Origin of the sequence: Mycetocola sp. 2940, assembly GCF_040548835.1 — a bacterium.
Classification (GTDB): domain Bacteria; phylum Actinomycetota; class Actinomycetes; order Actinomycetales; family Microbacteriaceae; genus Mycetocola_A.
This window is the reverse complement of sequence record NZ_JBEPSK010000004.1, coordinates 357,437-383,387: the sequence shown is the minus strand read 5'-3', so window position 1 is coordinate 383,387 and position 25,951 is coordinate 357,437. Positions and strand designations below refer to the sequence as shown.

General features: G+C 69.2%; 28 protein-coding genes. 14 read left to right on the top strand and 14 right to left on the bottom strand.

From position 1 onward, the window contains the following. Positions 1-74 precede the first annotated feature (74 nt). The 5 genes from rplS to nirD form a co-directional block, all read right to left on the bottom strand. Positions 75-422: a 50S ribosomal protein L19 gene (gene rplS / locus ABIE24_RS08780; protein ID WP_121672620.1), complete on the bottom strand. Its 348-nt coding sequence runs from the start codon at positions 420-422 to the stop codon at positions 75-77. A 173-nt stretch (positions 423-595) separates the two neighbouring features. Then, positions 596-1,093, bottom strand: coding sequence for a hypothetical protein (locus ABIE24_RS08775; RefSeq protein ID WP_354498779.1), 498 nt, complete (start codon positions 1,091-1,093; stop codon positions 596-598). Between the two features lie 9 nt (positions 1,094-1,102). Next, positions 1,103-1,837, bottom strand: coding sequence for a tRNA (guanosine(37)-N1)-methyltransferase TrmD (gene trmD, locus ABIE24_RS08770; protein WP_354498778.1), 735 nt, complete (start codon positions 1,835-1,837; stop codon positions 1,103-1,105). Between the two features lie 357 nt (positions 1,838-2,194). After that, positions 2,195-2,941, bottom strand: coding sequence for a sirohydrochlorin chelatase (locus ABIE24_RS08765; protein ID WP_354498776.1), 747 nt, complete (start codon positions 2,939-2,941; stop codon positions 2,195-2,197). Continuing rightward, complete coding sequence (gene nirD, locus ABIE24_RS08760) at positions 2,938-3,318, bottom strand: nitrite reductase small subunit NirD (RefSeq protein WP_354498774.1); 381 nt, start codon at positions 3,316-3,318, stop codon at positions 2,938-2,940. The genes ABIE24_RS08765 and nirD overlap by 4 nt, the downstream gene beginning before the upstream one ends. Positions 3,319-3,571: 253 nt before the next feature. Between nirD and nirB the strand changes: the two genes are divergently transcribed. Genes nirB through ABIE24_RS08740 form a run of 4 tightly spaced genes read left to right on the top strand, consistent with a single transcriptional unit; the run spans position 3,572 to position 9,195 of the window. Further along, positions 3,572-6,175 carry a nitrite reductase large subunit NirB gene (nirB, locus tag ABIE24_RS08755; protein WP_354498772.1) on the top strand — a complete coding sequence of 868 codons (2,604 nt, stop codon included), beginning with the start codon at positions 3,572-3,574 and terminating at the stop codon, positions 6,173-6,175. After that, positions 6,176-6,955, top strand: coding sequence for a uroporphyrinogen-III C-methyltransferase (cobA, locus tag ABIE24_RS08750; RefSeq protein ID WP_502916257.1), 780 nt, complete (start codon positions 6,176-6,178; stop codon positions 6,953-6,955). After that, complete coding sequence (locus tag ABIE24_RS08745; protein ID WP_354498770.1) at positions 6,952-8,088, top strand: uroporphyrinogen-III synthase; 1,137 nt, start codon at positions 6,952-6,954, stop codon at positions 8,086-8,088. Before cobA ends, ABIE24_RS08745 begins: the two co-directional genes overlap by 4 nt. Positions 8,089-8,091: 3 nt before the next feature. Further along, positions 8,092-9,195: a ThiF family adenylyltransferase gene (locus ABIE24_RS08740; protein WP_354498768.1), complete on the top strand. Its 1,104-nt coding sequence runs from the start codon at positions 8,092-8,094 to the stop codon at positions 9,193-9,195. Here ABIE24_RS08740 and ABIE24_RS08735 read toward each other — a convergent pair. Continuing rightward, positions 9,159-9,419 carry a MoaD/ThiS family protein gene (locus tag ABIE24_RS08735; protein ID WP_354498766.1) on the bottom strand — a complete coding sequence of 87 codons (261 nt, stop codon included), beginning with the start codon at positions 9,417-9,419 and terminating at the stop codon, positions 9,159-9,161. The two genes, ABIE24_RS08740 and ABIE24_RS08735, sit on opposite strands and share 37 nt — an antisense overlap. Before the next feature lie 2 nt (positions 9,420-9,421). Beyond that, the gene (gene moaA, locus ABIE24_RS08730; protein WP_354498764.1) at positions 9,422-10,513 is read right to left on the bottom strand and encodes a GTP 3',8-cyclase MoaA; all 1,092 of its coding nucleotides are present in this window, start codon (positions 10,511-10,513) and stop codon (positions 9,422-9,424) included. Between the two features lie 135 nt (positions 10,514-10,648). Between moaA and modA the strand changes: the two genes are divergently transcribed. The 10 genes from modA (at position 10,649) to ABIE24_RS08680 (ending at position 21,224) form a co-directional block, all read left to right on the top strand. Beyond that, positions 10,649-11,473, top strand: a complete 825-nt coding sequence (gene modA, locus ABIE24_RS08725; RefSeq protein ID WP_354498762.1) for a molybdate ABC transporter substrate-binding protein — start codon at positions 10,649-10,651, stop codon at positions 11,471-11,473. Next, complete coding sequence (locus ABIE24_RS08720; RefSeq protein ID WP_354498760.1) at positions 11,470-12,294, top strand: ABC transporter permease; 825 nt, start codon at positions 11,470-11,472, stop codon at positions 12,292-12,294. Before modA ends, ABIE24_RS08720 begins: the two co-directional genes overlap by 4 nt. After that, on the top strand, positions 12,291-13,178 hold the full coding sequence (locus ABIE24_RS08715; RefSeq protein WP_354498758.1) for a sulfate/molybdate ABC transporter ATP-binding protein: 888 nt from the start codon (positions 12,291-12,293) through the stop codon (positions 13,176-13,178). The genes ABIE24_RS08720 and ABIE24_RS08715 overlap by 4 nt, the downstream gene beginning before the upstream one ends. Next, positions 13,166-14,398 carry a molybdopterin molybdotransferase MoeA gene (locus ABIE24_RS08710; protein ID WP_354498756.1) on the top strand — a complete coding sequence of 411 codons (1,233 nt, stop codon included), beginning with the start codon at positions 13,166-13,168 and terminating at the stop codon, positions 14,396-14,398. The genes ABIE24_RS08715 and ABIE24_RS08710 overlap by 13 nt, the downstream gene beginning before the upstream one ends. Next, positions 14,391-14,906, top strand: a complete 516-nt coding sequence (gene moaC, locus ABIE24_RS08705; protein WP_354498754.1) for a cyclic pyranopterin monophosphate synthase MoaC — start codon at positions 14,391-14,393, stop codon at positions 14,904-14,906. Before ABIE24_RS08710 ends, moaC begins: the two co-directional genes overlap by 8 nt. Next, a complete protein-coding gene (locus ABIE24_RS08700; RefSeq protein WP_354498752.1) occupies positions 14,903-15,376 on the top strand; it encodes a MogA/MoaB family molybdenum cofactor biosynthesis protein in 474 nt (157 codons plus the stop codon). The genes moaC and ABIE24_RS08700 overlap by 4 nt, the downstream gene beginning before the upstream one ends. Continuing rightward, positions 15,366-15,809: a molybdenum cofactor biosynthesis protein MoaE gene (locus ABIE24_RS08695; RefSeq protein ID WP_354498750.1), complete on the top strand. Its 444-nt coding sequence runs from the start codon at positions 15,366-15,368 to the stop codon at positions 15,807-15,809. The genes ABIE24_RS08700 and ABIE24_RS08695 overlap by 11 nt, the downstream gene beginning before the upstream one ends. A 200-nt stretch (positions 15,810-16,009) precedes the next feature. After that, positions 16,010-17,416, top strand: coding sequence for an MFS transporter (locus ABIE24_RS08690; RefSeq protein ID WP_354498749.1), 1,407 nt, complete (start codon positions 16,010-16,012; stop codon positions 17,414-17,416). A 26-nt stretch (positions 17,417-17,442) separates the two neighbouring features. Then, positions 17,443-19,587 carry a molybdopterin oxidoreductase family protein gene (locus tag ABIE24_RS08685; protein WP_354498747.1) on the top strand — a complete coding sequence of 715 codons (2,145 nt, stop codon included), beginning with the start codon at positions 17,443-17,445 and terminating at the stop codon, positions 19,585-19,587. Continuing rightward, on the top strand, positions 19,587-21,224 hold the full coding sequence (locus ABIE24_RS08680; RefSeq protein ID WP_354498745.1) for an FAD-dependent oxidoreductase: 1,638 nt from the start codon (positions 19,587-19,589) through the stop codon (positions 21,222-21,224). The genes ABIE24_RS08685 and ABIE24_RS08680 overlap by 1 nt, the downstream gene beginning before the upstream one ends. Here ABIE24_RS08680 and ABIE24_RS08675 read toward each other — a convergent pair. The 7 genes from ABIE24_RS08675 to ABIE24_RS08645 form a co-directional block, all read right to left on the bottom strand. After that, entirely contained in the window at positions 21,221-22,432 is a 1,212-nt protein-coding gene (locus ABIE24_RS08675; RefSeq protein WP_354498743.1) for a molybdopterin molybdotransferase MoeA, read from the bottom strand. The two genes, ABIE24_RS08680 and ABIE24_RS08675, sit on opposite strands and share 4 nt — an antisense overlap. Beyond that, a complete protein-coding gene (locus ABIE24_RS08670; RefSeq protein ID WP_354498742.1) occupies positions 22,429-22,683 on the bottom strand; it encodes a DUF6457 domain-containing protein in 255 nt (84 codons plus the stop codon). Before ABIE24_RS08670 ends, ABIE24_RS08675 begins: the two co-directional genes overlap by 4 nt. Beyond that, positions 22,680-23,324 (bottom strand): molybdenum cofactor guanylyltransferase, encoded by a 645-nt coding sequence (gene mobA, locus ABIE24_RS08665; RefSeq protein ID WP_354498740.1) that lies wholly within the window; start codon positions 23,322-23,324, stop codon positions 22,680-22,682. The genes ABIE24_RS08670 and mobA overlap by 4 nt, the downstream gene beginning before the upstream one ends. Before the next feature lie 262 nt (positions 23,325-23,586). After that, positions 23,587-24,294: a ribosome maturation factor RimM gene (gene rimM, locus ABIE24_RS08660; RefSeq protein WP_354498738.1), complete on the bottom strand. Its 708-nt coding sequence runs from the start codon at positions 24,292-24,294 to the stop codon at positions 23,587-23,589. A 2-nt stretch (positions 24,295-24,296) separates the two neighbouring features. After that, on the bottom strand, positions 24,297-24,533 hold the full coding sequence (locus ABIE24_RS08655) for an RNA-binding protein (protein WP_090709355.1): 237 nt from the start codon (positions 24,531-24,533) through the stop codon (positions 24,297-24,299). 3 nt (positions 24,534-24,536) lie between these two features. After that, positions 24,537-24,959, bottom strand: a complete 423-nt coding sequence (rpsP, locus tag ABIE24_RS08650; protein ID WP_354498736.1) for a 30S ribosomal protein S16 — start codon at positions 24,957-24,959, stop codon at positions 24,537-24,539. Positions 24,960-25,135: 176 nt separating this feature from the next. Continuing rightward, a complete protein-coding gene (locus tag ABIE24_RS08645) occupies positions 25,136-25,924 on the bottom strand; it encodes an LLM class F420-dependent oxidoreductase (RefSeq protein ID WP_354498735.1) in 789 nt (262 codons plus the stop codon). Positions 25,925-25,951: the final 27 nt, after the last annotated feature.

The following is a 25,951-nucleotide window of genomic DNA, read 5'->3' as shown; positions in this document are numbered from 1 at the left end:
TAACCGCCCGAGCTCCCCACCAGTTTATGGGTGGGGAGCTCGGGGTCTGTTCACTTTGAACGGATCTGCTCGACTTAGTTGTCGCGCTTTTCCTTGATCTTCGCCTTCTTGCCGCGCAGTTCGCGGAGGAAGTACAGCTTGGCGCGACGCACGTCACCGCGGGTGATGACCTCGATCTGCTCGATCACCGGGGAGTGCACCGGGAATTTACGTTCCACGCCGACACCGAAGCTGACCTTGCGGACGGCGAACGTCTCACGGACGCCCTCGCCCTGGCGGCCGATGACGATGCCCTGGAAGATCTGGACTCGAGAACGGGTGCCCTCAACGATGTTGACGTGCACCTTGACGGTGTCGCCGGCACGGAATGCGGGGATGTCTGACTTGAGGGATGCTGCATCGACACTGTCGAGGATGTGCATGATAGTTCGCTCTCTGTAACCGCCACAGGTCGACTACGAATTCAGGGATGATGGTGTGTGTCCGGCGCCCCGAAAGATCGAGGCAATGGCGCTGGCTCCCCTGTGGCAGAGTCTGGCCGCGGCACAATCGTCTATTCTGCCACGAACGGTATGCCGCACGCAAAAGCGCCCGGTCAGTCCTTGGGCGGTATCTGTACTTCCTTGATCACGATGAGCTCCTCGCCGTCGCGGGCGAGCGGCGCGGTCCGTCCCGTGGTGGGCCGTGTGGCGATCCGCTCGAACTCGGCCATGGTCTCTCTCGCGCGCTTCGTGGCATCCGTGAAGAATTCCCAGAGCACGACCCAGAACGCCGCCAGCCCGGCGAGCACGCCGACAACGGCGAACGCGTTGGAGGCCGGGCCGAACAGGCCGAAGCCGACAATGCAGGCGTGCCACAGGGTGAGCACGCCCACATCGAGCCAGGAGACCGCCCTCTCACTGCGCACGGTTGGGCGAGCCCAGATCAGACCGGCGACGGCGGCCATGGTCAGGAAGAGGATCGGCATGGAGACGATCAGGACGAGGAACTCCCAACCCCCGCCACCGAAGAGGCCCCAGCCGACGAGCGGCCAGATCGGCAACACGACAGCCGCTATCAGCATCCAGGTGCGAAACGCCCGACGAAAAATCATGCCCCCAGCTTACGACCGCGTGCTGGGAGAATCCCGCTTCTGGTCGGCCCGGTCGATCAGGTCGGGGCGCACCCGTCGCGTGCGTTCCAGTTGCTGCTCCCGACGCCACGCCGCGATCGCACCGTGGTTTCCGCTGAGCAGGATCGGCGGCACGTCGAGCCCCCGCCACGACGACGGCTTGGTGTAGCTCGGGGCTTCGAGCAGGCCGTCTTCGTGCGATTCCTCGACGAGCGAGTCGGGGTTGCCGACGACACCCGGGATCAGACGGCCGATCGCTTCGAGCATCGCCATCACCGCCACCTCTCCCCCGTTGAGCACATAGTCCCCGAGGCTGACGAGGCGCACCCGCGCTCGCGAGGCCGTGTGGTCGAACACGCGCTGGTCGATGCCTTCGTAACGCCCGCAGCCGAAGACGAGGTGTTTCTCGGTGGCCAGCTCGCGAGCCATCGCCTGCGTGAACACGTCGCCGGCCGGTGACGGGAAGATGACGAGGGGACCGGCATCCGCGTCGTCGTTCGCCTCGAGGATGCCGTCGAGGGTCTCGCCCCACGGCTCGGGTTTCATGACCATACCTGCGCCGCCGCCGTACGGGGTGTCGTCGACGGTGCGGTGGCGGTCGGTGGTCGCGTCGCGCAGGTTGTGCACACCGAGATCGATGATGCCCGCTTGCCGGGCTTTGCCGAGCAGCGAGATATCGAGCACGTCGAAGAACTCGGGAAAGATCGTGACGATGTCAATGCGCATGCTAGAAATCCTAGGCGCGGGGATCAGACCGAGGTCACCACCGTCGACAAGACAACGGAGCGAGGTTCAGCAACCGCTCCAGTCGCGCAAACGGCTCTCAAGACCACCGCTCAGGTGCTTTTGCGCGACCGGAAGGTCCCCCAGGTGGCTTGTGCAACGCTGGCACCGCGGATGCCGACGCGCCAGACCGGCTGGCGGCACCGGGCCTGCGAAATCCCCCACCTCGGTGCGAACGAGGTTCAGCAACCGCTCCAGTCGCGCAAACGGCTCTCAAAACCGCCGTTCAGGTGCTTTCGCGCGACCGGAAGGTTCGCCCGGGTGCTTGTGCGCATCCTGAGACCCGCGGATGGCGCCGGGTCAGGACTGATCGCTGCCTTCGAGCATCTCGAAGTACCGGTCGCGCACGATCTCGATGAGCTCGTTCGGCGCCTCGCCGCCGTCGGTCAACAACGGGGCGGTGGCCACGTCAGCTGAGGTGGCGTGGGCGAGGTCCGCGAAGTACCCAGGCGCGAGGAGGTAGGTGGAGACGAAGACGCGAGCACTGGGGTGCGCCGTCCGGGCCGCCGTGACGGCCGTTTCGATCGGCGGAGTTGCGGCGGAGATGAAGCCGACGCTCACCGGGCGGTCGAGGAGGCGGGCCAGCCGGTCCGCCGTCTCCCTGCAGTCGGCGACCGCGCGTGCGTCGGTGGATCCGGCGGCGCAGAGCACGACCGCGTCGGAGTCGGTGAGACCCGCTTCGCCGAGCCGGCGGGCGAGGAGCTGGACGAGGCGGTCGTCAGGGCCGAGGGCCCGGGTGATCGCCGTGACCCGGCCGGACGCAGCGGCCTCGTTCACGAGGTCGACGTGCACATGGAATCCGGCGGAGAGAAGCAGCGGGACGATGACGGCGGGCTGGTCGACCGCGAGCCGGTCAAGGGTGGCCGGAACATCGGGTTGCTGCACGTCGACGAAACCGCCCTCGACGCTCGTGAACGGCAGGCTTGCCGAGACGGCGTCGACCAGGCCCGCGACGGCCGCCTGGCCTGCGGGCGAACTCGTTCCGTGCGAGATCGCGACAAGCGCGGCCGTGGTCCGGGTCCGGAACGCTCCGGCGAAGAGCGTCACGCCGACAGCTCCACTTCGATCATTCCCCCGACGATGCGGGTGCGGTAGGTCTGCAGCACGAGGTCCGGGTTGCTGAAGCACTCTCCCGTCGCCAGGTCGTAGACCTCTTTGTGCAGCGGGGATGCGACCGTCGCCCGTTCCCCCCGGGAACCGACGATGCCGCGGGCCATCACGTGCGCCTGGGTGTGCGGATCCCGATGGCTCACGGCGTACACCTCATCTTTCGACAGGAGGAACAGCGCAACCTGCTGCGCCCGAAGCAGGGCGACTTCGCCCCACGACGGTTCGAGGTCGTCGACGGCACAGACGCTTTGCCACTCGGTCCCCGACATCCGGCGCGCTGTGTCCGTTGCGGTCGTGTCCATCGTTATGGTCATGCGAACCCTGCCCATCGTGTTCCGGCCCATCGTGTCCCTGCGTGGAGCAGTGCGAGCCTTTCCGGTCACCAGCGACGCTATGCGCGCCCTGTTTCATCGAGGCCGCTGGGATGTTTCGGTCGTGTGAATCCGTCCTCTCACCCTCCCCGCGGGACTGTGCGGTGCCCGATGCGTCGTGGACATATTGGGGAAATTGTGCGGAAACGGCGCCGGGATACGCTCGCCGGACACCAGTTACTTGGAGGTACTTCCCATGACGCAGATCAGCCAGGATCCGGCACGGCACGGCGTCCGCGAGGTCGTCGTGATCGGCGGCGGCCCCGCCGCCCACCGCTTCGCCGAGGCCGTGCACGCCCGCGATGATGCGCGCACGCTCCACGTCACCGTGGTCTGCGAAGAGCCCTACCTCCCGTACGACCGAGTCGCGCTGAGCAAGCGCCTCGAGCTCGACGCCGACCTGACCCTTGAACCGAATGTGTGGGACAACGACCACGTCACGCTGCTCCTCGACGAGCGCGCGGATGCCGTCGACCCGGTCGCGAAGACCGTCACCACATCACGCGGCAAGACCCTCCGGTACGACGACCTCGTCTTCGCCACCGGATCGTCCGCGCCCGTGCCCGAGATTCCCGGGTACGAGCAGGCGAAGGTGTACCGCACCATCGACGACGTCGACTACCTCTCGGCCGAGGTCGACCGGCTCGCCGTCGACCTGGGCCGCCCCGCCCGCGTCCTCGTCGCCGGTGGCGGACTGCTCGGCCTCGAAGCCGCCGGCGGGCTGTCCCGCCGCGGAGCGGACGCCAGCGTCGTCCACTCCGGGTCATGGCTGATGTCGGCCCAGCTCGACGAGGGAGCCGGTCGTGCTCTCGGCCGCATTATCTCCGCGCAGGGCATCGGCCTGCACCTCGGAACCCGGCCGCGGAGCATCCTGCAGTCGGACGACGGCACGGTCACCGGCGTGAAGTTCTCGAGCGGGCAGCAGATCGCCGCCGACCTCGTCGTCTTCGCCATCGGCATCCGCCCCCGCGACGAACTCGCCGCCGCCGCGACTCTCGAGCTCGGCGAACGTGGCGGGATCGTCATCGGAACCGACTGCCGCACGTCGCACGACAACGTGTGGGCGATCGGCGAGGTCGCTTGTTTTGAAGGCCGCTGCACGGGGCTGGTCGCCCCGGCGAACGCGATGGCCGAGGTCGTCGCCGACCGGCTCCTCGGCGGCTCCGCCGAGTTCACCACCGTCGACGACGCCACGAAGCTCAAGCTGTCTGGTGTCGACGTGGCCAGCTTCGGCGACGCCCTCGCCACCACCGAGCAGTGCCTCGAGATCGTCTACGCCGACCCGGCCCGCGGTCTGTACCAGAAGCTCGTGATGACCGATGACGCCAAGACGCTGCTCGGGGGCATCTTCGTCGGCGACGCGTCACCTTATGCGGCGCTGCGCCCGATGCTCGGGTCCGAGCTGTCAAGCGAACCCGCCGCCTACCTCTCCGCCTCGGGGATGGACGCACCGGCCGGCGACGAACTGCCGGACGCCGCCCTCGTCTGTGCGTGCAACAACGTCAGCGTCGGCACCGTCCGCGACGCGATCAACGGCACGCACACCGACGCCTGCACCGACCTCGGTGAGCTGAAAAGCTGCACCCGGGCGGGCACCCAGTGCGGGTCATGCGTTCCCCTCGTCAAGAAGATCCTCGAAACGGAACTGACCCGGTCGGGCATCGCCGTCTCCCGCGCCCTGTGCGAGCACTTCGAGCTGTCACGGCAGGAGCTGTTCGAGACGGTCCGTGTTCTCGAACTGACCTCGTTCGACGACATCCTCGAACGATTCGGCAAGGGCAGGGGCTGCGATGTCTGCAAGCCGGCCGTCGCGTCCATCCTCGCCAGCCAGCACGACGGCCACATCCTCGACTCCGGTCGCGGCACGCTGCAGGACACGAACGACCGCGCCATGGCCAACATGCAGAAGGACGGCACCTACTCCGTCGTCCCCCGCATTCCGGGGGGCGAGATCACCCCGCAGAAACTCGCCGTCATCGCGCAGGTCGCCACAGACTTCGGTCTGTATACGAAGATCACCGGCGGGCAGCGGATCGACCTGTTCGGTGCCCGGCTCGACCAGTTGCCCCAGATCTGGAAGGTCCTCGTCGACGCAGGCATGGAGTCGGGACAGGCCTATGGCAAGTCGCTCCGCAACGTCAAGAGCTGCGTCGGCTCCACCTGGTGCCGGTTCGGCGTGCAGGACGCGGTGAGCATGGCCGTGGCCATCGAACTGCGGTACCGCGGCCTCCGCGCCCCGCACAAGTTCAAGATCGGGGTGTCCGGATGTGCCCGCGAGTGTGCCGAGGCGCGAGGCAAGGACGTCGGCGTCATCGCCACCGACAAAGGGTGGAACCTCTACGTCGGCGGGAACGGCGGATTCCAGCCGACGCACGCGCAGCTCCTCGTCGGCGACATCGACGACGAGACCCTGATCAAATACATCGACCGATACCTCATGTACTACATCCGCACCGCGGACCGGCTGCAGCGCACCGCCCGCTGGATGGAAGACCTCGACGGGGGAATCGACCACGTCCGCGAGGTCGTCGTCGAGGACTCGCTCGGGCTCGGCGCCGAGCTCGAGGCGTCCATGGCCAAGCACGTCGACAACTACGAGGACGAGTGGGCGGCCACCCTCGCCGACCCTGAGCGCCTGAAGAAATTCCGCTCGTTCGTGAACGAGCCCGGGGCGACCGACACCAGCGTCGCACGGGTCTCCGAGCGCGGCCAGATGCGCCCGGCGACAACCGAGGAGATCGAGAGGGGCGACGCCGTGTACCTGTCAGGGCCTACCATTCCTGTAAGGGAAGGGGCGTAAATGACGGATGCCGGGACAGTCACGCTCGTCGGTGGAGGACCAGGCGATGAGGCGCTGCTGACGGCTGCTGCCGTCGCCGCCCTGAGCCGTGCCGACGTCGTGCTCTACGACCGGCTCGCCCCCCACGCGCACCTCGCCGACTTCGCTCCGAACGCGACGCTCATCGATGTGGGCAAACGTCCGGGCCACCATCCGATCGGCCAGAAAGGCATCGAGGCTGAGATCGTCCGGCACGCGCTCGCCGGCGCGAACGTGGTTCGGCTCAAAGGCGGAGACCCCTACGTCTTCGGCCGGGGCAGCGAAGAGGTCCTCGCCTGCCACCGCGAAGGCATCCAGGTGAAAGTCATCCCGGGCGTCACGAGCGCCGTCGCCGTTCCCGCCTCCGTCGGCATCCCGCTCACCCACCGCGGAGTGAGTCACATGTTCACGGTGGTCAGCGGACACGCCCCGCTCACCGACACCGAGCACCGCCACCTGGCCGGGCTGGGTGGCACGATCGTCGTCCTGATGGGTGTCGGCACTCTGCCCACCCTCACGCAGGGTCTCCTGCGCGAGGGACTCGCGTCGGACACCCCGGTGGCCATCATCGAACGCGGCTTCAGCCCGAACCAGCGCACCACTCTCGCCGACCTCGGTTCGATCGTGCACGTCGCCGCCTCCGTCGAAGTCCGGTCCCCGGCCGTGCTCGTCATCGGCCGCGTCGTCGACCTGGCCTTCGAGGGCGATCTCGACGCCGGGGACCTCATGGACCGCGCAACCCGGATGGCGGCATTCGAATGACAGACAGCACTCCCGGCGGCAACGTCCCCGGATTCCGCCCCGACCAGCTCGAGGGATTCCGGATCGGAGTCACCAGCGACCGGCGCTCACAGGACCTCATCGATGCGTTCGAGCGACGCGGGGCCCAGGTCGTTCACGCGCCGACGCTCCGCATCGCGCACGCCGCACACGACGAACCGCTCATCGCGGATACCCGCGCCATCATCGCCGCCCAACCTGACGTGCTCCTCGCGACGACCTCCTACGGCATCCGCCGCTGGTTCGAGATTGCCGACACCGCGGGGCTCGGCCACGACCTCGTCGACGCCCTGTCGGAAACGTCGATTCTCGTGCGAGGCCCGAAGGCCCGCGGGGCGATCCGGGCCACCGGGTTGAACGATGTGGGCATGAGCGCGGAGGAGACGACAGCCTCCCTGGTCACGAAAGTCCTCGCCGACTTCCCGCCCGGGCTCCGCGTTGCGGTCCAGTTGCACGGCTACACCGACGAGCGGCAACTCGACCGGCTGCGCGCCGTGCATCCCGAGGTGCTCACCGTTGCCCCGTACCGGTGGGCCGACCCGGACTCCGGCGACGACCGGGTGAAGAAACTGATCGACGCCGTGATCGGCGGAGCGGTCGATGTGGTGACGTTCACGAGCGCCCCCGCCGTCGACGCCCTGTTCAGCGCCGCGGAGGCGCTGGGGCAGGACGAGGACCTCCGCGCCGCTCTCACCGGCGACGTGTTCACCGCCGCTGTCGGACCGGTGACCGCGGCGCCCCTTCTCGCCAACGGCATCATCCCGATCATGCCCGAGCGCTACCGCATGGGCGCGCTGATCCGGCTCGTCTGCGAGCACCTCGAGCAGTACGGGGTGATCCGGCTGGACACCCGCCAGGGGCCTGTCGCCCTGCGTGGATGCCTCGTCGACCTCCCGACCGGGCGCGTGCAACTCGCCCCGTCGGCGCTGGTTCTCTTCCGGCGGCTGATGAAGGCGGGCGGCGACGTGATCTCCCGCGCCGAACTGGCCGCTGCCCTGCCGGGAACCGTCGACGAACACGCACTCGAGGTGTCGATGAGTCGGCTTCGGCAGTCCCTCGGCGTGCCCGGGCTCATCAACACGGTCGTCAAGCGCGGCTACCGAATCGACGTCTGACCCGTGAGCCCGTTTCCCGCCTCGCGGCCGGTCGCGGCCGGCGAACGGTACCGCCGCCAGACGGTGCTTCCCGAGGTCGGGACGGAAGGCCAGGCTCGGATTGCGGCCGCTCGCGTTCTCGTCGTCGGCGCCGGCGGTCTTGGTTCGCCGCTCCTGATCTCCCTCGCTGCGGCGGGGATCGGCACGATCGGGGTCCTCGACGACGATGTCGTCGAGTTGTCGAACCTCGCCAGGCAGGTCGTGCACCGGTCGGATGACGTCGGCGAAGCCAAGACGGTGTCTGCCGCTCGCACCCTGGCGAGCGTCAATCCGGACGTGACGGTGATCCAGCATCGGCTCCGCCTCACCCGCGACAACGCGCTCGCGGTCACGGAGGGCTATGACGTGATCGTCGACGGGACTGACACGTTCGAGACCCACTATGCCGTGGCAGACGCGGCGGCGCTGCGGGATGTCCCGTTGGTGTGGGGATCCGTCCTCCGGTTCGACGGGATGGTCTCGGTGTTCCATCCCGGATCGGGTGCCGGCGCTCCGGGCTTTCGCGATCTGTTCCCCGACGAATCGGCGGCCGGCACCGCCGAGTCCTGTGAACTGGTCGGAGTCCTGGGAACCAGTTGCGCGATCGTCGCCGGCGTCATGGCAGCCGAGGTGATGAAACTCGTCGTCGGATTCGGCGAGCCGCTGATCGGCCGCGTCCTCGTCGTCGATGCCCTGACCTCCGCTTTCCGCGAGATCCCGTTACGTGCGGGCGGCGCGCCCCGGCATCCGCCGACCTCCCCGACGGCCGGCAGGGTGACCGCTGCCGAGTTCGACGAGCTCCGGGCAAACGGCCAGGCCGTCACGGTGATCGACGTGCGCGAACCCGGCGAACACCTCGAATCCGCGATCCCGGGTTCGGTCAATATTCCGCGGAATGAACTGGCGGGTGCCGTCAGCGGGCTCGACGCGGACGTTCCGATCGTCGTGTACTGCGAAACCGGTGTGCGTTCCGCCGTCGCCGCCGCGTACCTCAACGAACACGGTCATCCCGCACGGAACCTCGACGGTGGGATCCGGGCCTGGCTGCGGCGTCAGCCGCCCGCGAACGGCGGCAGTACGTCGAGTTGATCGCCGTCCGCGAGTTGCCGGTCCCGGTCGCGGGTCGTCACGCCGTTGACAATGAACGAGCAGCGTCCGAGGACGGTGCCCAGCCGGGAATCCGATGTCGCGGCCGAGCGCTCGACGTCGTCGAGGACCCCGCCGATGGTCACGGGTGCCTCGTACTCCAGGCGATCCGTGGCGCGGCCGACCCCCGCCGCCGCCGCAGCGAAATAGCGCACGTCGATTTCCACGGTCATCCTCCGATCGCGCTCATGGTGCGTTCCGGCTGGACGAAGCCGGGGCTGTTCACGCCGTGGCCCGCGGCCTTCCGCCACATCTCGCCCTGCCACAACCGGGCCAGTGTGTCGTCGTCGGCACCGGCGCGGAGCGGTGTGAGCAGGTCGGTCTCGTCATGGGCGAACAGGCAATTGCGCACGCCGCCTTCAGCCGTGAGCCGGGTCCGTCTGCAGTCGCCGCAGAACGGCTCCGTCACCGACGCGATGATCCCGACGACGCCGAGCAGCCGGTGGTGCCCTCGTCGGCGGACCTGCCAGAGTTCGGCGGGGGCGCCCGCGCGCGGGACCGTGTCGGGCGCGAGATCGAAGTGAGCCGAGAGGCTCTCCCGGGTCTCGGCCGCAGTGACCATCCCCTCACGGCTCCAGCTCCGGTCGGCGTCGAGCGGCATCTGCTCGATGAAGCGCAGTTGGTGACCGGACCGGAGCGACCAGTCCAGCAGTTCCGCGGCCTGGGTATCGTTCACTCCGCGGACGAGGACGGCATTGATCTTGATCCCGGCGAACCCGGCGTGCCCGGCAGCCTCGATGCCGTCGAGCACCCGCTGGAGGAACGGGCGCCGGGTGAGAAGGGCGAAGACATCGGGATGCAGCGAATCGAGCGAGACGTTCAGCCGGTCGAGCCCGGCGGCGGCGAGCTTGCCCGCCCGTGACGCGAGCCCGATGGCATTGGTGGTGAGCGAGACCTCCGGGCGATCCGGCAGGCTGGCGCACGCGGCGACGATGTCCACCAGGTCCGCGCGCAGTAGGGGCTCGCCGCCGGTGAACCGGACCTGACGCACGCCCAGCGTGCTCACGGCGATCCCGACAAGCCGCCGGATCTCGTCGGCGGTCATCAGGGCGTCGACGGGCTGGCTCGGCAGACCTTCGGCAGGCATGCAGTACGTGCAGCGCAGGTTGCACTTGTCGGTGAGAGAGATCCGGAGGTCTGTCGCGGCCCGGCCGAACCGGTCGATCAGGGCGTCCGAGCCTGGCCGGTCGGCCGGCAACCGGTACGAACTCGGGTCGACGGCGCTGGGGCGATGGCGTGGAATGCCCAGTGCGATTGTCATTCAGCAACCATACGAAAGTCGCCTTCGACCCAGATTTCGGGCATGTTTCGTGGCCGTAAATTCGGCACAAAACGGGGCATCGTGGCCCCAAGCGCGGGTTATCGTTGCCGTGCACCAGCGAAACGGAATCCCACCATGCCCCCCACTTCTGCTCTCTTCGAAGCGACCAGTCGGCGGGCGATCGGCACGGCAGTCGCTGCTGCTGTGGCCCTGGGAACAGGCCTGTCCGGATGCTCCGGCCCCGCAGCCGCCGAGAGCCGCGGAGTGCTCCTCACGGTGTCCGCTGCGGCGTCGCTCGGCACGGCCTTCACCGATCTCGCCGCCGAGTTCGAGCGCACACACCCTCGCGTGGACGTCGCGCTCAACGTGGGCGGGTCGAGCGAGCTCGCCGCGCAGATTGTCGAGGGAGCACCAGCCGACGTCTTCGCTGCGGCAAGCGACGCGACGATGACGACGGTGGTCGATGCCGGCCTCGCCGCCTCGGAGCCGCGCACCTTCGCACGCAACACGCTGGCGATCGCTGTCGCGCCGGGGAACCCGCACGGCGTCGACGGACTTGCCGACCTCAGCGACCACAGCCCTGACGACCGTAGCCTCACCGTCGTCGCGTGCGCTCCCGCCGTGCCCTGCGGCGCCGTCGCCACCACCGCGGCGAGCGCCGCCGGCATCTCGCTGGCGCTGGCCAGCGAGGAACTGAGCGTGACCGACGTGCTCGCGAAGGTGATCTCGGGCGAAGCCGACGCCGGGCTGGTGTACCGCACCGACATCGCTGCCGCGGGCGACGTGGTCGACGGCGTCTGGCTGCCGCAGTCGGACGCGACAACCACCGCCTACCCCATCGTCGCCCTCACCGCCGAAGCCGACGACCCGGCCAGCCGGGCCGCGGCGCAGTGGATCGACTTCGTCACAGGACCGACCGGTCAGGCCACCCTCCACCGTCTCGAATTCGGGGCACCGTGAGCAGCCGGCTGCTGGAACGGCCCCCGGGTCGCGTGGCCGTCGACGGCAGAACCGGCATCCCGATCTGGCTGCTCCTCCCGGCCGTCGCCGGCGTGTTGCTGCTCACCGTCCCGCTGGCCGCGCTGGCCTGGCGAGCCGACTGGGCCAATTTCCTCCCCCTTGTGACCTCAGACTCCGCCCTGGCGGCACTCCGGCTCAGCCTCGTCACAGCGGGCGTAAGCACCCTTCTCTGCGTCGCTGCCGGCATCCCTCTCGCCGTGGTCCTGGCCCGGTCGACCGGGCGCGGAATGCGTATTGTGCGCGCCCTCGTCCTCATCCCGCTCGTCCTGCCGCCGGTGGTGTCGGGGCTCGCCCTGCTCTACGCCTTCGGCCGCCGTGGTCCGCTCGGTGAACACCTGGGGACGCTCGGCATCCAGGTGGCCTTCTCGACGGCCGCGGTGGTTCTTGCCCAGGTGTTCGTCTCCCTCCCGTTCTTCGTCCTGACGCTGGAGGGGGCCCTCCGCACCCATGGCATCCGCTTCGACCGGGTGGCCGCCACGCTCGGGGCCTCACCGACTGTCATCCTCGCCCGCGTGACCCTGCCGCTCGTGCTGCCTGGCCTCGTCACTGCGACGGTGCTCGCCTTCGCCCGCGCGCTCGGCGAGTTCGGCGCCACCCTGACCTTCGCCGGAAACCTCAGCGGCGTGACCCGTACCCTCCCACTGGAGATCTACCTGCAACGGGAAAGCGACGCCCCAGCCGCCGTCGCGCTGTCGCTCGTGCTCGTGGCCGCTGCCCTGTGCCTTGCCCTGACGGCGTACCGGCCGGCGGCCCGCTCATGAGCGTCGAGGTCGACGTCGTCGACACCGCCCGCGGGCTCGACGCCCGCTTCCGGCTGGAATCGGGCAGGCTGCTCGCCCTCGTCGGGCCGAACGGCGCCGGCAAGTCCTCACTCCTCGCCGCGATCAGCGGGATCTTCCGTCCCGGCGCCGGGCACATCCGGCTGGACGGGCGGAGTCTGTTCTCAGGCGGGTCGACCCCCACCTCGCTCCCGCCGCAGCACCGCGGAGTCGCCCTGCTCGGCCAGGACCCGCTGTTGTTCCCTCACCTCACGGTGCGCGACAACGTCGCGTTCGCGCCCCGATCGTCGGGTCTCAGCCGTTCCGCATCCCGGGTCGCCGCGGACGCGTGGCTCGACATCACCGAGGCTGCGCACCTGCGCGACCTCCGGCCGCACGAGCTGTCGGGCGGGCAGGCCCAGCGGGTCAGCATCGCCCGCGCGCTGGCCGCCGAACCCCGGCTCCTGCTGCTCGACGAACCGTTCTCCGCGACCGACGTCGCCGCCGTGCCCGCCCTGCGCGTGACTCTCGCCCGCGTCCTGCATGCGCGCACCGCCATCCTCGTCAGCCACGCGCTCGGCGACATCGTCGCTCTCGCCGACGACGTCGTCTCCCTCGAATCCGGGCGGGTCGTCGACGAGGGAACGCTGGCCGAAGTCCTCACCGCCCCGCGCAGTCCCTTTCTCCGCACACTCGCCTCCTCAGCCCTGCTTCTCGGCACACGAACCGGGAACGGAATCCGGCTCGACGACGGATCGGAGCTCGCGGGCATCGCGCCGCAGGAGATTCCCCCAGGCGACCGGGCCTTCGCGAGGTTCGGGCCGGGCGGACTGACCGTCTATCCCGACCATGCAGCGATCAGGACGGAGGACGTGTGCGCACCATAGAACGGCACCGCGAAGCGGTCTCGGCCCTCCTCACCGCGGCTCTCCGCCCCGGGGAGGAACTGCTCGACCTCGCCGACGCCGTCGCCTCCGACTGCGGCGATCGTGTCCTCGCGGTCGACGTGGCTGCGGCCATCGACGTTCCCCCGTTCGACAATTCGCAGATGGACGGTTACGCGATCCGCTCGTCCGACCTCATGCCAGGCACGGCGTACCCGCTCACCGCGGAGGTTCCCGCGGGCACCGTGCCCCGTCCGTTAACGGCCGGATGTGCAGCCCCGATCATGACCGGGGCACCGATGCCCCCGGGGGCGGATGCCGTCGTCCCCGTCGAGCAGACGGGTGCAGGCTTCGCAGAGCACGCGGCGCACGGAACAGTGTCCTTTCCGGGGCCCGTCGCGCCGGGAACGTTCGTGCGCCGCCGCGGCAGTGACATCGCGGCCGGCAGCGTTCTCCTGCCGGCGGGAACGGTGCTCGGCGCCGCCCAGCTGGGCGCACTCGTCGCCGCCGGGGTCTCGGCGGTCCGCGTCCGCGCCCTGCCCCGCGTCGCGCTCGTGACCACGGGGCTCGAACTCGCCCCGCCGGGCACGGCGCTCGAAGCCGGACGTATCCACGACTCGAACTCGATCATGCTCGCCCATGCCCTCCGCCGGAGCGGCGCCGACGTCACCGTGCACGGCTATCACAGCGACGAACCGTCCGCGTTCCTCGACCTGCTCTCCGGCCTCGCAGCGACGAGCGACCTTCTCGTCACCACCGGCGCCGTCAGCCGCGGCACCCGCGAGGTCGTTCGCGAGGTGCTCGAGGGCGACGCGGTCACTTTCGACTCCGTGTCCATGCAGCCGGGAGGACCTCAGGGGCTCGGCCGTCTGCACACCCCGCATGGCGCGGTGCCGGTCGTCTGCTTTCCGGGGAACCCGGTGAGCGCCATGGTGTCGTTCGAGATGTTCCTCCGACCCGTCCTGCGCAGGCTCACCGGCCGGACACCCGTCGACCGCCAGGCTCTCACCGTGCCGCTTGCCCACCCGGTCGACCCGCTCGCCACCAAACACCAGGTGCGGCGGGGCGTTCTCGACGCCGAGGGGAACGCACACGTTCTCGGCGGCGCCGGATCCCACCTGCTCACCGCCTACGCGCGGTCGACAGTGCTCATTCACCTGCCTGCCGGACCCGCTCCCCTGACGGCCGGAACCTCCGTCGACGTCTGGAGAATCGATGACTGACTCCCCCCGCAACGCCCGCCCCGGAGGCTCCCCGCCCGCCCTGACCCACCAGCGCGCGGACGGCGCGGTGCACATGGTCGACGTGAGCGCCAAAGGAGAAACCAAACGCGTCGCCGTCGCCCAGGCCGTGCTGATCACCCGAGCCGACGTCATCGACCTGCTCGTGAGCGGCAATCTCCCCAAGGGCGAGGCGCTCGCCCAGGCCCGCATCGCCGGCATCCTCGCCGCCAAGCAGACGTCCTCGCTCATCCCCCTGTGCCATCCGCTGTTCCTCACCGGCGCCGAGGTCGACTTCGCCGCAGCGGGCGACCGCGTGCGCATCGAGGCCACCGTGTCGACGACAGGGAAGACCGGCGTTGAAATGGAAGCGCTGACGGCCGCGACCGTCGCCGCTCTGACCCTCTACGACATGGTGAAGGCCGTCGACCGGGCGGCCGTCATCACCGATGTGACGCTTCTCTCAAAGTCGGGCGGCGCCAGCGGCACGTACACCCGCGAGGCACCGTGACGCGCGCGGCGGCGGTGATCACCGTCTCGACCCGGGCGGCGGCCGGCGTCTACGACGACCTCACCGGTCCTGTCATCGCCGACTGGTGCCGGTCACGCGGCTTCACCGTCGACGCGCTCGTCGCATCTGACGCCGGCGTCGGCGATGCGGTGCAGTCCGCCCTCGAGACACGACCCGACCTGCTTCTCACCACAGGCGGTACCGGCATCGCGCCAGACGATTCCACCCCGGATGCCGTCCGCCCGCTTCTGTCGCGGGAGCTGCCCGGATTCGGAGAAGAACTCCGTCGGCGCGGGAACGCCGTTTCTCCGCACGCCCTCCTCAGTCGTGCCCTGGCCGGCGTGGCCGGCTCCACCCTTCTCGTCTGTCTTCCGGGTTCGACGGGCGGCGTCCGAGACGGCCTCGACCTGCTCGACGGCATCCTCGACCATCTCCTCGACCAGCTGCGCGGAGGACACCATGACGGATGAGAGCACAGCCGACGCCGTGAGAGTCGCGACAGTGACCGCGGACCCCATCGACCTGAACTCTCTCCGGGGCGCCGTGACGGATGCCACGAGAGGCGCCGTCGTCACGTTCGAGGGCATCGTTCGCAACCATGACGACGACCGCGGCGTCACGTGGCTGAGTTATTCGGGGCATCCGCTCGCCGAGGACGCCCTCCGCGCCGCCGCCGGAAGCGTCTGCCGGGACTTCCCGGACGTCGTCGTCGCGGTGGCCCACCGCATCGGTCGGCTCGACATCGGCGGCCTGGCGCTCGGCTGCGCCGTCGCCAGCGCCCACCGTGCGGAGGCCTTCCAGGCCTGCGCCGCCCTCGTCGACCGGGTGAAGGAGACCGTCCCGATCTGGAAAGAGCAAGGCTTCGACGACGGCGGCACCGAGTGGGTCCAGGCGATCGGGTGAGAATGCTGACAGCTCCGCCGAATCGACGCGTGTCATGTAACGAACATGTGACACGTGCCCCACGGGAAGCACCGAGCACTGTGAGCAAGAGGGAATTCAGCGTTAACACCCCACACGAGGAACCGAAACACGAACTCTCTAACGTCGGAACCAGACATACTCCGCACCTCCTTCGCTCCCCCGACGTTCCTGGAGTCCTCATGACCGCACCACTCACTGCCCCGTCCGCCACCGCGGCGCCATCATCGACCGTTGAACTGGTCCACCGCCCCGGGCGCTGGATCGACAACTGGGACCCGGAAGACACCGGTTTCTGGAACCGGCAGGGCCGCTCGATCGCCCGCCGCAACCTCACCTGGTCGATCTTCGCCGAGTTCCTCGGGTTCGTGATCTGGCAGCTGTGGAGCATCGTCGTCGTCATGCTTCCTGCCGCCGGGTTCACCTTCACGACGACGGAGACGTTCTGGCTGATCTCCATGCCGAGCCTCGTCGGCGCGACCCTGCGGTTCCCGTACTCGTTCATGGTGCCGAAGTTCGGCGGCCGCAACTGGACGATCATCTCGGCCGGTCTGCTCCTCATCCCGTCGATCGCCCTCGCGTTCGCCGTGCAGAACCCTGACATCCCGTTCCCCGTCATGCTCGGCATCGCCGCCCTCGCGGGCCTCGGCGGCGGCAACTTCGCCAGCTCGATGTCGAACATCACCTTCTTCTACCCGCAGCGGGAGAAGGGCTGGGCACTCGGCCTCAACGCGGCCGGCGGCAACCTCGGCGCCTCCGTCGCCCAGTTCGTCGTTCCGATCGCCGTGACCATCGGAGCAGCCGCCACCCTCAACCTGTCCCTGGCCGGATGGATCTGGGTTCCCTTCATCCTCCTCGCCATGTTCGGCGCGTACCGGTACATGGACAACCTGTCGAGCGCCAAAGCCGACTTCGCCGGCTCGGCAGCTGCCCTCCGCGAACCGCACCTGTGGATCCTCGCCGTTTTGTACATCGGCACCTTCGGTTCGTTCATCGGTTTCGCCTCGGTGTTCCCGAAGCTGATCGCCGACCAGTTCCCCGAGTTCTCCACCTTCGCCGTCGGCGCTGCATCCATCTCGCTCGCGTTCCTCGGCGCCTTGACCGGTTCGCTGGCACGGCCGTACGGCGGCAAGCTCGCCGACCGCTTCGGCGGAGCCATCGTCACGATGGGCGCCTTCGGGGTCATGGCCGTCGGCGCACTCGCCGTCCTCTGGACCCTCCCGCTCGGCAACTTCTGGCTGTTCCTCGGCTGCTTCCTCGTGCTCTTCATGGCGTCTGGTGTCGGCAACGGCTCCACCTACCGGATGATTCCCAGCGTGTTCGCGGCTCGGGCCGGTTCGACGAACGCCCACTCCGCGGGTTCCGACGTCACCACGCAGCGGAAAGCGGCGGCGGCGCTCGGACTCATCTCGGCGATCGGCGCGTACGGCGGATTCGCCATCCCGCAGATCCTCAACCTGTCGCAGGCCACCACAGGAAACTACGAGGCGGCATTCCTCGGATTCGTCGCCGCGTACGTGGTGCTCGTCGCCGTCACCTACGTCGTCTACTACCGCCGCAACGCCTCCCTGGCCGGCCAGCGACTCTGAACACCTTCGAACGAAAGCACCTCCACATGAGCACCATCGGAACATCAGCTGGGACAGCAACCCACTGCCCGTACTGCGCGCTGCAGTGCGCCATGACGCTCACACCGGAGACTCTCACACCGGAAGGCGGGCTCCCCCGCCTTCCGGTCGTGGTGTCCGGTCGCGACTTCCCCACCAACCGCGGAGGCCTGTGCAAGAAGGGCTGGACCTCCGCCGAACTGCTCACATCGGGCGGGCGCCTGACGGTCCCGCTGGTGAAGGACGCCGACGGGATGCTGCAGGAGACCAGCTGGGACGACGCGCTCGACCTGGTGGCCCGGTCGCTGGTCGACATCCGCGACACCTCAGGCGCCGACGCCATCGGCGTCTTCGGCGGTGGCGGGCTGACCAACGAGAAGGCCTACCAGCTCGGCAAGTTCGCCCGCATCGCCCTGGGCACCAGCCGGATCGACTACAACGGCCGGTTCTGCATGTCGTCCGCAGCGGCGGCCGGCAACCGGGCCTTCGGCCTCGACCGCGGCCTTCCCTTCCCCCTCGAGGACCTCGACGGCGCGACCACGATCCTGATGCTCGGATCGAACGTGGCCGAGACGATGCCCCCGTTCATCGGCCACCTCGCCGGCGCCCAGGCGGCAGGCGGCCTCATCGTCGTCGACCCGCGGCGCTCCTCGACGGCCAAGCTCACCGCCGACGGCAAAGGCCTGCACCTGCAGGCCGCCCCGGCCACCGACCTCATCCTCCTCCTCGGGCTGATCCACATCGTCATCGCCGAGAACCTCGTCGACACGGAATACGTGTCAGCGCGCACCACCGGGTTCGCCCAGCTCCAGCGCAGCGTCAGCGCCTGGTGGCCCGAACGGGTGCAGGCCTCAACCGGCGTCCCCGTCGAGCAGCTCCGGACCGTCGCCAGGCGGCTCGCGTCAGGCAACGGCACTTACATCCTCACCGGTCGCGGCGTGGAGCAGCACGTCGACGGCACCGACACCACAACGGCCGCCATCAACCTCAGCCTCATCCTCGGCCTCCCCGGTCGCCCCGGCTCCGGGTACGGCACACTGACCGGGCAGGGCAACGGCCAGGGCGGCCGCGAGCACGGACAGAAGTGCGACCAGCTGCCCGGCTACCGCAAGATCACCGACCCTGAGGGGCGCCGGCATGTCGCCGCGGTCTGGGGCGTCGACGAATCACTGATCCCGGGCCCCGGTCTGCCCGCCGTCGAACTTCTCGGCAGGCTGGGCCGGCCTGACGGCATCCGCGCCCTTCTCGTCCACGGATCGAACGTCGTCGTCTCGGCGCCCAACGTCAGCGAGGTCCGCGACGGACTCGCCCGGCTCGACCTGCTCGTCGTCTGCGACTTCTTCCTCTCCGAAACCGCCGCCCTCGCCGACGTCGTGCTGCCCGTCACCCAGTGGGCCGAGGAGGAGGGAACGATGACCTCACTCGAAGGACGGGTGATCCGGCGTCGCCAGGCGCTCGACGCCCCCGCCGGCGCACGCACCGAACTGTGGATCATGAACGAACTCGCCCGCCGGCTGGACTCCCCGTCGACGTTCAGCACGAACCCGCGCGAGGTCTTCGACGAACTCGCCCGCGCGTCCGCCGGCGGCATCGCCGACTACTCCGGACTCAGCTACGACCTCCTCGACACCGAAGAGCCCGCCTTCTGGCCGTACCCGGTCGGATCGACAGGCACCCCGCGGCTCTTCGCCGACGCTTTCGCCCACCCCGACGGGCTCGCGCGCATCGTCGCCGTCGCACCGCACACCAAGGCGGAGACCCTGTACGAGAACGGCCAGCTCACCCTCATCACCGGTCGCCTGCTGGAGCACTACCAGTCCGGAGCGCAAACCCGGCGGGTCGAAGAACTGAACACCGCCCAGCCTGAGATGTTCGCCCAGCTGCACCCGGCGACCGCCGCCCGGCTGGAGATCGGAGACGGAACCATGCTCGAACTCGAGAACCCCCGGGGACGCGTGCGCTGCCGTGCCCGGCTCAGCACCGACATCCGCCACGACACGGTCTTCGTGCCGTTCCACTACCCCGGCGCCGATTCCGCCAACCTGCTGACCCAGGATGCCACTGACCCGGTCTCCGGCATGCCCGACTTCAAGACGGCGGCCGTCACCGTCCGCGCCGTGACGGTGCCAGCCTCAACCGGGGCGGTGCTCTGATGGCGGCCGTGGAGCGGGTCGTGCTCGTGGGGTTCGGCTCCGTCGGGGCACGCTTCGCCGAGGAGCTCCTGCCCTCCGTACTCGACGGGCGGATCCACCTGACGGTGATCGGACACGAGGACCACGAGCCGTACAACCGGGTCCTCGTCGCCGAGTACGCGGTCGGGCACACGACCCTCGACGCGATCACCCTTCCAGGCACACCCGAACTCACCGCGGCGGGCGCGACGGTCCACACCGGCGTCACGGTCCTCGGAATCGACCGCGACCAGCGTTCCCTCACCCTGGACTCGGGCGAGACCGTGCCGTACGACCGGCTGGTGCTCGCCACCGGCGCCCGGGCCAACGTGCCGACCCTCGACGGCGTCGACCGGCGGCACCGGGACCTGATGGCGCTCGAGAAGTACACGCACGCCCTCGTCGGAGCGGATGACGTCCTCCCCGACGGCATCACGGTGCTCCGGAGCATCGCCGACGCCGAACGCGTGCGCGACGCTGTCCGCGCCCGGCAGCGCATCGTCGTCCTCGGCGCCGGCGTGCTCGGCCTCGAGGTGGCGCTTGCCGCGGCGAAAGAAGGAGCGGACGTGTGCGTCGTGCACCACGGCGGATTCCCGATGCCCCGCAACCTGGACCGCGGATCGGGCAGCGTCCTCACCTCCGCCCTCCGGCGCCTCGGTGTGAGCATCGTCGCCCACAGCCGCGCCGAAGCCGTGAGCTTCCACACCGACGACCTCGCCGGTACGCGCACCTTCGACGCCCTGATCACCGCAGACGGCAAGAAGATCCCCGGCGACCTGCTCATCCTCTCCTGCGGCGTCACCGCCCGCACCGACCTCGCCGTCCTCGCCGGGCTGCGGACAGCCGGCGGCGTTCTCGTCGGCACCGACCTGCGGTCATGGTCAGACGACCGGGTCTTCGCGATCGGGGACTGCGCACAGGTCACCGAACCGACCGAGAACCTCCGCACGCAGCGTGACGTGCCCGGAGCGCCGTCCGGGCTGATCGGCCCGGGCTGGCGCCAGGCCGAGTGGCTCGCCGCCCACCTCGCGGCTGAAGCCGCAGGGCTCCCCTTCGTCTCCGCCCCGCCGGTCGAACGGCCCGCCCTGGTCATGCTCAAGGCCGACGGCGTGGACGTCGTGGCCGTCGGCGATGTCTCCGTGGAACCGTGGGATGACGACCACCACCCGTCCGACGGACCGACCCATCCCGTCTCGCCGCGGCGGGTCTCCTCATGGGCCGACCCCGAGCACGGGCGGTACGTCAAGATGGTGACGCGCGACGGCATCCTGACCGGTTTCGTCAGCGTCGGCATGCCGCGGACAGCCGCGGAACTCACGCTGCTGTTCGAACGCGGCGGGGAGCTGCCCGCCGACCGGTCGTTGCTGCTGCGCTTCGACGGCCCCGACTACGCCGACGCGTCTGCCGCGGACGCCTTCGCGCCGACGGCAACGGTGTGCTGGTGCAACGGCGTCACCGTCGAGAAGATCGAGGAGTCGGCGCACGCCGGCAACACGACGGTCACCTGCATCGGCAAGGCGACGCGCGCCGGCACAGGGTGCGGGGGCTGCAAGGGTCGTATCGGTGAGCTGCTCACGCGGTTCGCCGAGTCCGACGGCAAGCAGGAGCTGGCCGTTTAGCCTTCTGCTCGCCACGGCAGGTCGAGAATCCGCACCCGGTAGCCAGGGCCGGCGGGTTCGACGACGAAGAGCCCGTCAGCATCGGCCAGCCCTCTCAGCATCGCGGGCCCGCGCGATCCGCTGACCACGGGTATCCCCTGCTCGCGGGCGAACGGCACGATGACGGTGGACCCGCGTCCGACGGCATCCGTCACGTCCTGCGGCAGGTGGCCGACCTCGGTCAGCGGAGCGATCTGGTCGGGGAGTCCGAGCATGCCGCGAATCAGCGGGATGCCGAAGCTCACGAGACAGACGAGCGCCGCGAGCGGGTTCCCCGGCAGGGCGAGCACGGGTACGCCTGCGCGTGTCCTTCCGAGAAGAACGGGGTGGCCCGGGCGCATGCTCACGCCGTCGAAGACGATCCCGCCGGAATCCACGAGCACACGTCGGACGAAGTCGGTGTTCCCCCGCGAGCTGCCGCCTGTCGTCACGACCAGGTCGCCCGTCGCTGCATCGATCGCTTCGGCGGTGTCGGCGCGGGTGTCGGCGACCGTCCGCCGGTCGACGATGACTCCGCCTGTTTCCCGCACGAGTTCCGGCAGCACCGGGCCGAGTGCGTCCCGGACCGATCCGGCGGGCGGGACGCCTGACGAGAGGAGTTCGTCGCCGGTGATCAGGAGAGAGACGCGGGGCGGCACCCGGACGAGGACCGAGTCGTGCCCGCTCGCCGCAGCGAGGGCGATGCGCGCCGGGGTGAGAGGGGCGCCGGCCCGGATCACCTCGGTACCCACGGCGAGTTCCTCACCGCGCATCCGGATGTGCGCGTTCGCGGCTGGGTCCGACGGCCCGGCTCCCGCGCCGCGGCGCAGCCAGGTGCGACCGACGTCGGCCTGGATGTCGCCGTGTTCGCTTCGCAACACACCGAACGTGCCAGGCGGCACCGGCGCTCCCGTCGTGATCGGGCGGGCAGTCGAGGGCGCCAGCGGTTCGCTGGCAGGGGCGCTGCCCATGGCGACCGGCTCGCCGAGAAGCCACGGCGGCTCCCCCGCGACAGCCCACCCGTCCATGGCGCTGACGGATGCCGTCGGCAGGTCGACGAGGGCAGGAACCGGTGCCGCCGCAATCCGGCCGAGCGCGTCCTCGAGGGGCAGCCGGACCTCTGCCGGCGTCGCCTCGCGGCCCACGCGCCAGGAGAGCTCCCGGGCCTCGGCCCAGGACGTGCCGCTCACGGCGCGGTATCGCCGACGGCCAGGGCACTCGCTGTGCGGCTGAGGGCTGCGATGTCGTCTGCCGAGCCTCCTGCCCGACCCGCCGCGTAGCCGACGAGGAACGTCGTCAGTGGTGCCGCCGGGCGCGCGACACCGTGTGCCGCATCGCGCGCGAGGTCGAGGATCAGCGCGATGTCGGGCTCGAAATCCCCGAGATCGAGTGCTTCGGACAGCTTGCGGGCCCAGCCTTCGAGGTCTGACGGATCGGTCATGGGGTGAAGTCTCTTTTCGTCGGGACGGGGATGCCGTGACGGGCGGCATCCTCGGCGGTGTCCACGTCAGCGCAGAGGCCGGCGTGGAGCCGAACCTCGGTGAGGTCGAGAGCGTCAATCAGCCGGCGTAACGGAAGCCCGTCGAGCGGCCCGTTCTCCGAGAACTGCCGCAGTTGCGCGCGAAGCGCGCCGGTCGGGTAGATCGCGAGCAGGAACTGCCGCCGCCCCGTCTCGTCGACAGCGAGAACCCCGCCCCCGACGCGCTCGAACGCGTGCAGGAGTTCCGGAACGGCGTCCACAACGCGGGGCAGGTCGGCGGCGAGGACGAGGGTGAACGGGGCCGGGTCGCTGTCGAGGGCCGTCAACCCGGCGGCGAGGGCGGCCGACGGGCCGGCGAAGGCGGGCTGTTCCCTCGTCGACACGAGGTCCGGCCATGCTTTGCCAGCCAGGGCGGGAGTGGACTCGCCCACCCAGGCGACGCGGCGAGCGGAACGCACACTGGACAGCACGAGCTGCCCGAGGGGAACGCCGGTGTAGAGAAGCGCCGGCTTGTCGACGCCACCGAGGCGCGATCCGCGGCCTCCGGCGAGCACGACGACGTCGAGGCTGGCAAGCAACGTCGTTCGCTCCTGTGTCGTCACGACGTACCTCGATCCGGCGCCGGTCGGGGGCGCTGCACCCAGCCTAGATCGGGCATGTTTCAGCCGTGTGACGGTGTCGCTGATCGAGCAGGAACCGCGGGCCAGCCCCGTGGCATTCCACGCACCGTCCCCGCTCAACCGGAGCATTCGGCCCCGCTACACGCCGAACAGGAAAAACCCGCACCTGTGCGGCACGGGCTCCTGTTGAGCGTCTATCACGGGCTGCGGTTCGCCAGCATTCCTGGGCGGACGGACCCGCGAGCTAGTCCTTGGGCTGAGCCTCGTCGACGGCGGCCGGCGGAGTCTCGGGTTTTGCTTCACCCGCGTCGGTGGCGTCGTCTGAGGCGGCCTCCGAGGCTTCATCAGAGGCGGCATCCGTCGTTTCGGGCGCGACCGCATCCGGCGTTTCGTCGTCGGGCTCGTCCTCCGGGAGTTCCTCAAAGAGGCCGACAGGAGGGGTCACGGTGACGATGCCGGTCTGGATGTCGACAGCGGGCACGATCGCCTTGACGAAGGGGACCATGACCTCGCCGTTCGCCGTGGTGACGATGAGCAGGTCCTGTGCCGGGAAGTGGTCGACCCGGGCGACCGTGCCGACTTTCTCGCCGTCGCGGTGCACGGCGAGGCCGACGAGCTGGTGGTCGTACCAGGCGTCCTCTTCAGGGGATGCCTCGGCCGAGTCCTGTTCGATCCAGAGGATCGCCTTCACGAGGGTTTCCGCCTCTGAACGGTCGGACACTCCCTCGAAGAACCCCACCGGGTGGCCGTTGTACCAGCGCAACTCGGTCAGGGTCAGGGTCTTGCCGTGCCAGGGCGACCCGGTCGGGACCTGGAGGGTGAAAACGGCCCCGGGCACGAACCGGCGCGCGGGGTCATCGGTGAAGAGTTCGAGCTTGAGGGCTCCCTTGAGCCCGTGGGCCTTCGTGAGCCGTCCGACCCGGAGCTGGGTCTTCGGCGTTTCGGCGCTCACTTCTAAGAATCGGTGTCGACGACGTCGACGCGAACGCGGCGACCATCGGCGAGAGCGGAAACGAGAGTGCGAAGCGCCTTGGCCGTACGCCCCGAACGGCCGATCACACGGCCGAGGTCCTCGGGGTTCACACGAACCTCGAGGACCTCACCGCGTGGTGAGCTCTGCGCTACGACGGTCACGTCGTCCGGATTGTCAACAATCCCCTTGACGAGGTGTTCGAGTGCAGGTGCGAGCAATTGTTACGCCTTGTCTTCTTCGACGGCCGGTGCGGCCTCAGTCTCGGCCGGTGCTTCTTCCTTGGCCGCGGGCTTCTCAGCCTTCGGCTTCAGGACGGGCTTCTTCTTCTCGTCGGCGACGAAGGGAACCTTGGGCTCCTTGGTCTTGACGGTCGAGACGGCGTCCTTGTCACCCTTGAACTTGCCCCAGTCGCCTGTGAGCTTGAGGATGGCTTCGACCTGAGGGGTCGGCTGGGCGCCGACCGACAGCCAGTACTGGGCACGCTCGGACTTGACCTCGATGAACGAGGGCTCCTCGGTGGGGTGGTACTGGCCGATTTCCTCGATGACGCGGCCGTCACGCTTGGTGCGTGAGTCGGCGACGACGATGCGGTAGTACGGTGCGCGGATCTTGCCCAGGCGCTTCAAACGAATCTTGACAGACACAATTCTCCTGAAAGTTATTTGTTGTGTGATTGTGCTCGTCACCGGCTGCGTGGGGGCACACTCGGTCCGAAAGCTCTTCTTGCTGCAGCGCCTGATTAGAGGGTCGGGCGAGTGCAGACTCGACTAACCATTCTGTCAGATAATCGGCGGCTGTGTGACCAGCTTCCCGACGGAGTTCAGGATGTGACGCTGTCCCGCCACGCGAGCCACCGCCGGACGGCGTCGATGTCATGGTGCGGGCCGCTGAGGCCCAGGGTGAACATGGTCGTGCCCAGCGCGAGCAGTTCGTCGGCGACGCTCTCACTGCGTCCCCGGAGTTCGGTGGAGATCTCGATCTCGGAGACGTCGCGGCCGACGGCCTCTCCGTGCTCACGCAGGATCTCAAGCTTTTCGGTCAGCACGTGCGGCGAGCTGAAGCTGTGCCAGATGTCGGCGTGCTGGGCGACGACACGCAGGGTCTTCTTCACACCGCCTCCCCCGATCATGACCGGGATCCTGCGGGTGGGCGGCGGGTTGAGCTTCGACCAGCGGTCGGTGATGATCGGCATCGCGTCGCTGAGGGCGGCGATGCGGCTTCCCGGCGTGCCGAACTCGTAGCCGTATTCGTCGTAGTCCCGCTCGAACCACCCGGCCCCGGTGCCGAAGATGAACCGGCCACCCGAGATGTGGTCGAGGGTCCGCGCCATGTCGGCCTGAAGGTTGGCGTTGCGGTAACTGTTGCAGTTGACGAGGCAGCCGAACTCGACCCGGCTCGTCTGCTCGGCCCAGGCACCCAGCATGGTCCATGACTCGAAATGCAGACCGTCCCGATCGCCGCTCAGCGGAAAAAAGTGGTCCCAGTTGAAGAGGATGTCCACGCCGAGGTCCTCGAGTGCCGCGACGGTGTCGCGGATGGCAGCGTACTGCGCGTGCTGCGGTGCGATCTGGACACCGATTCGGACGGGGCGCTTCTTCTGATCTGCCATGCGTAAAGCCTAGGCCCGGCATGGAAG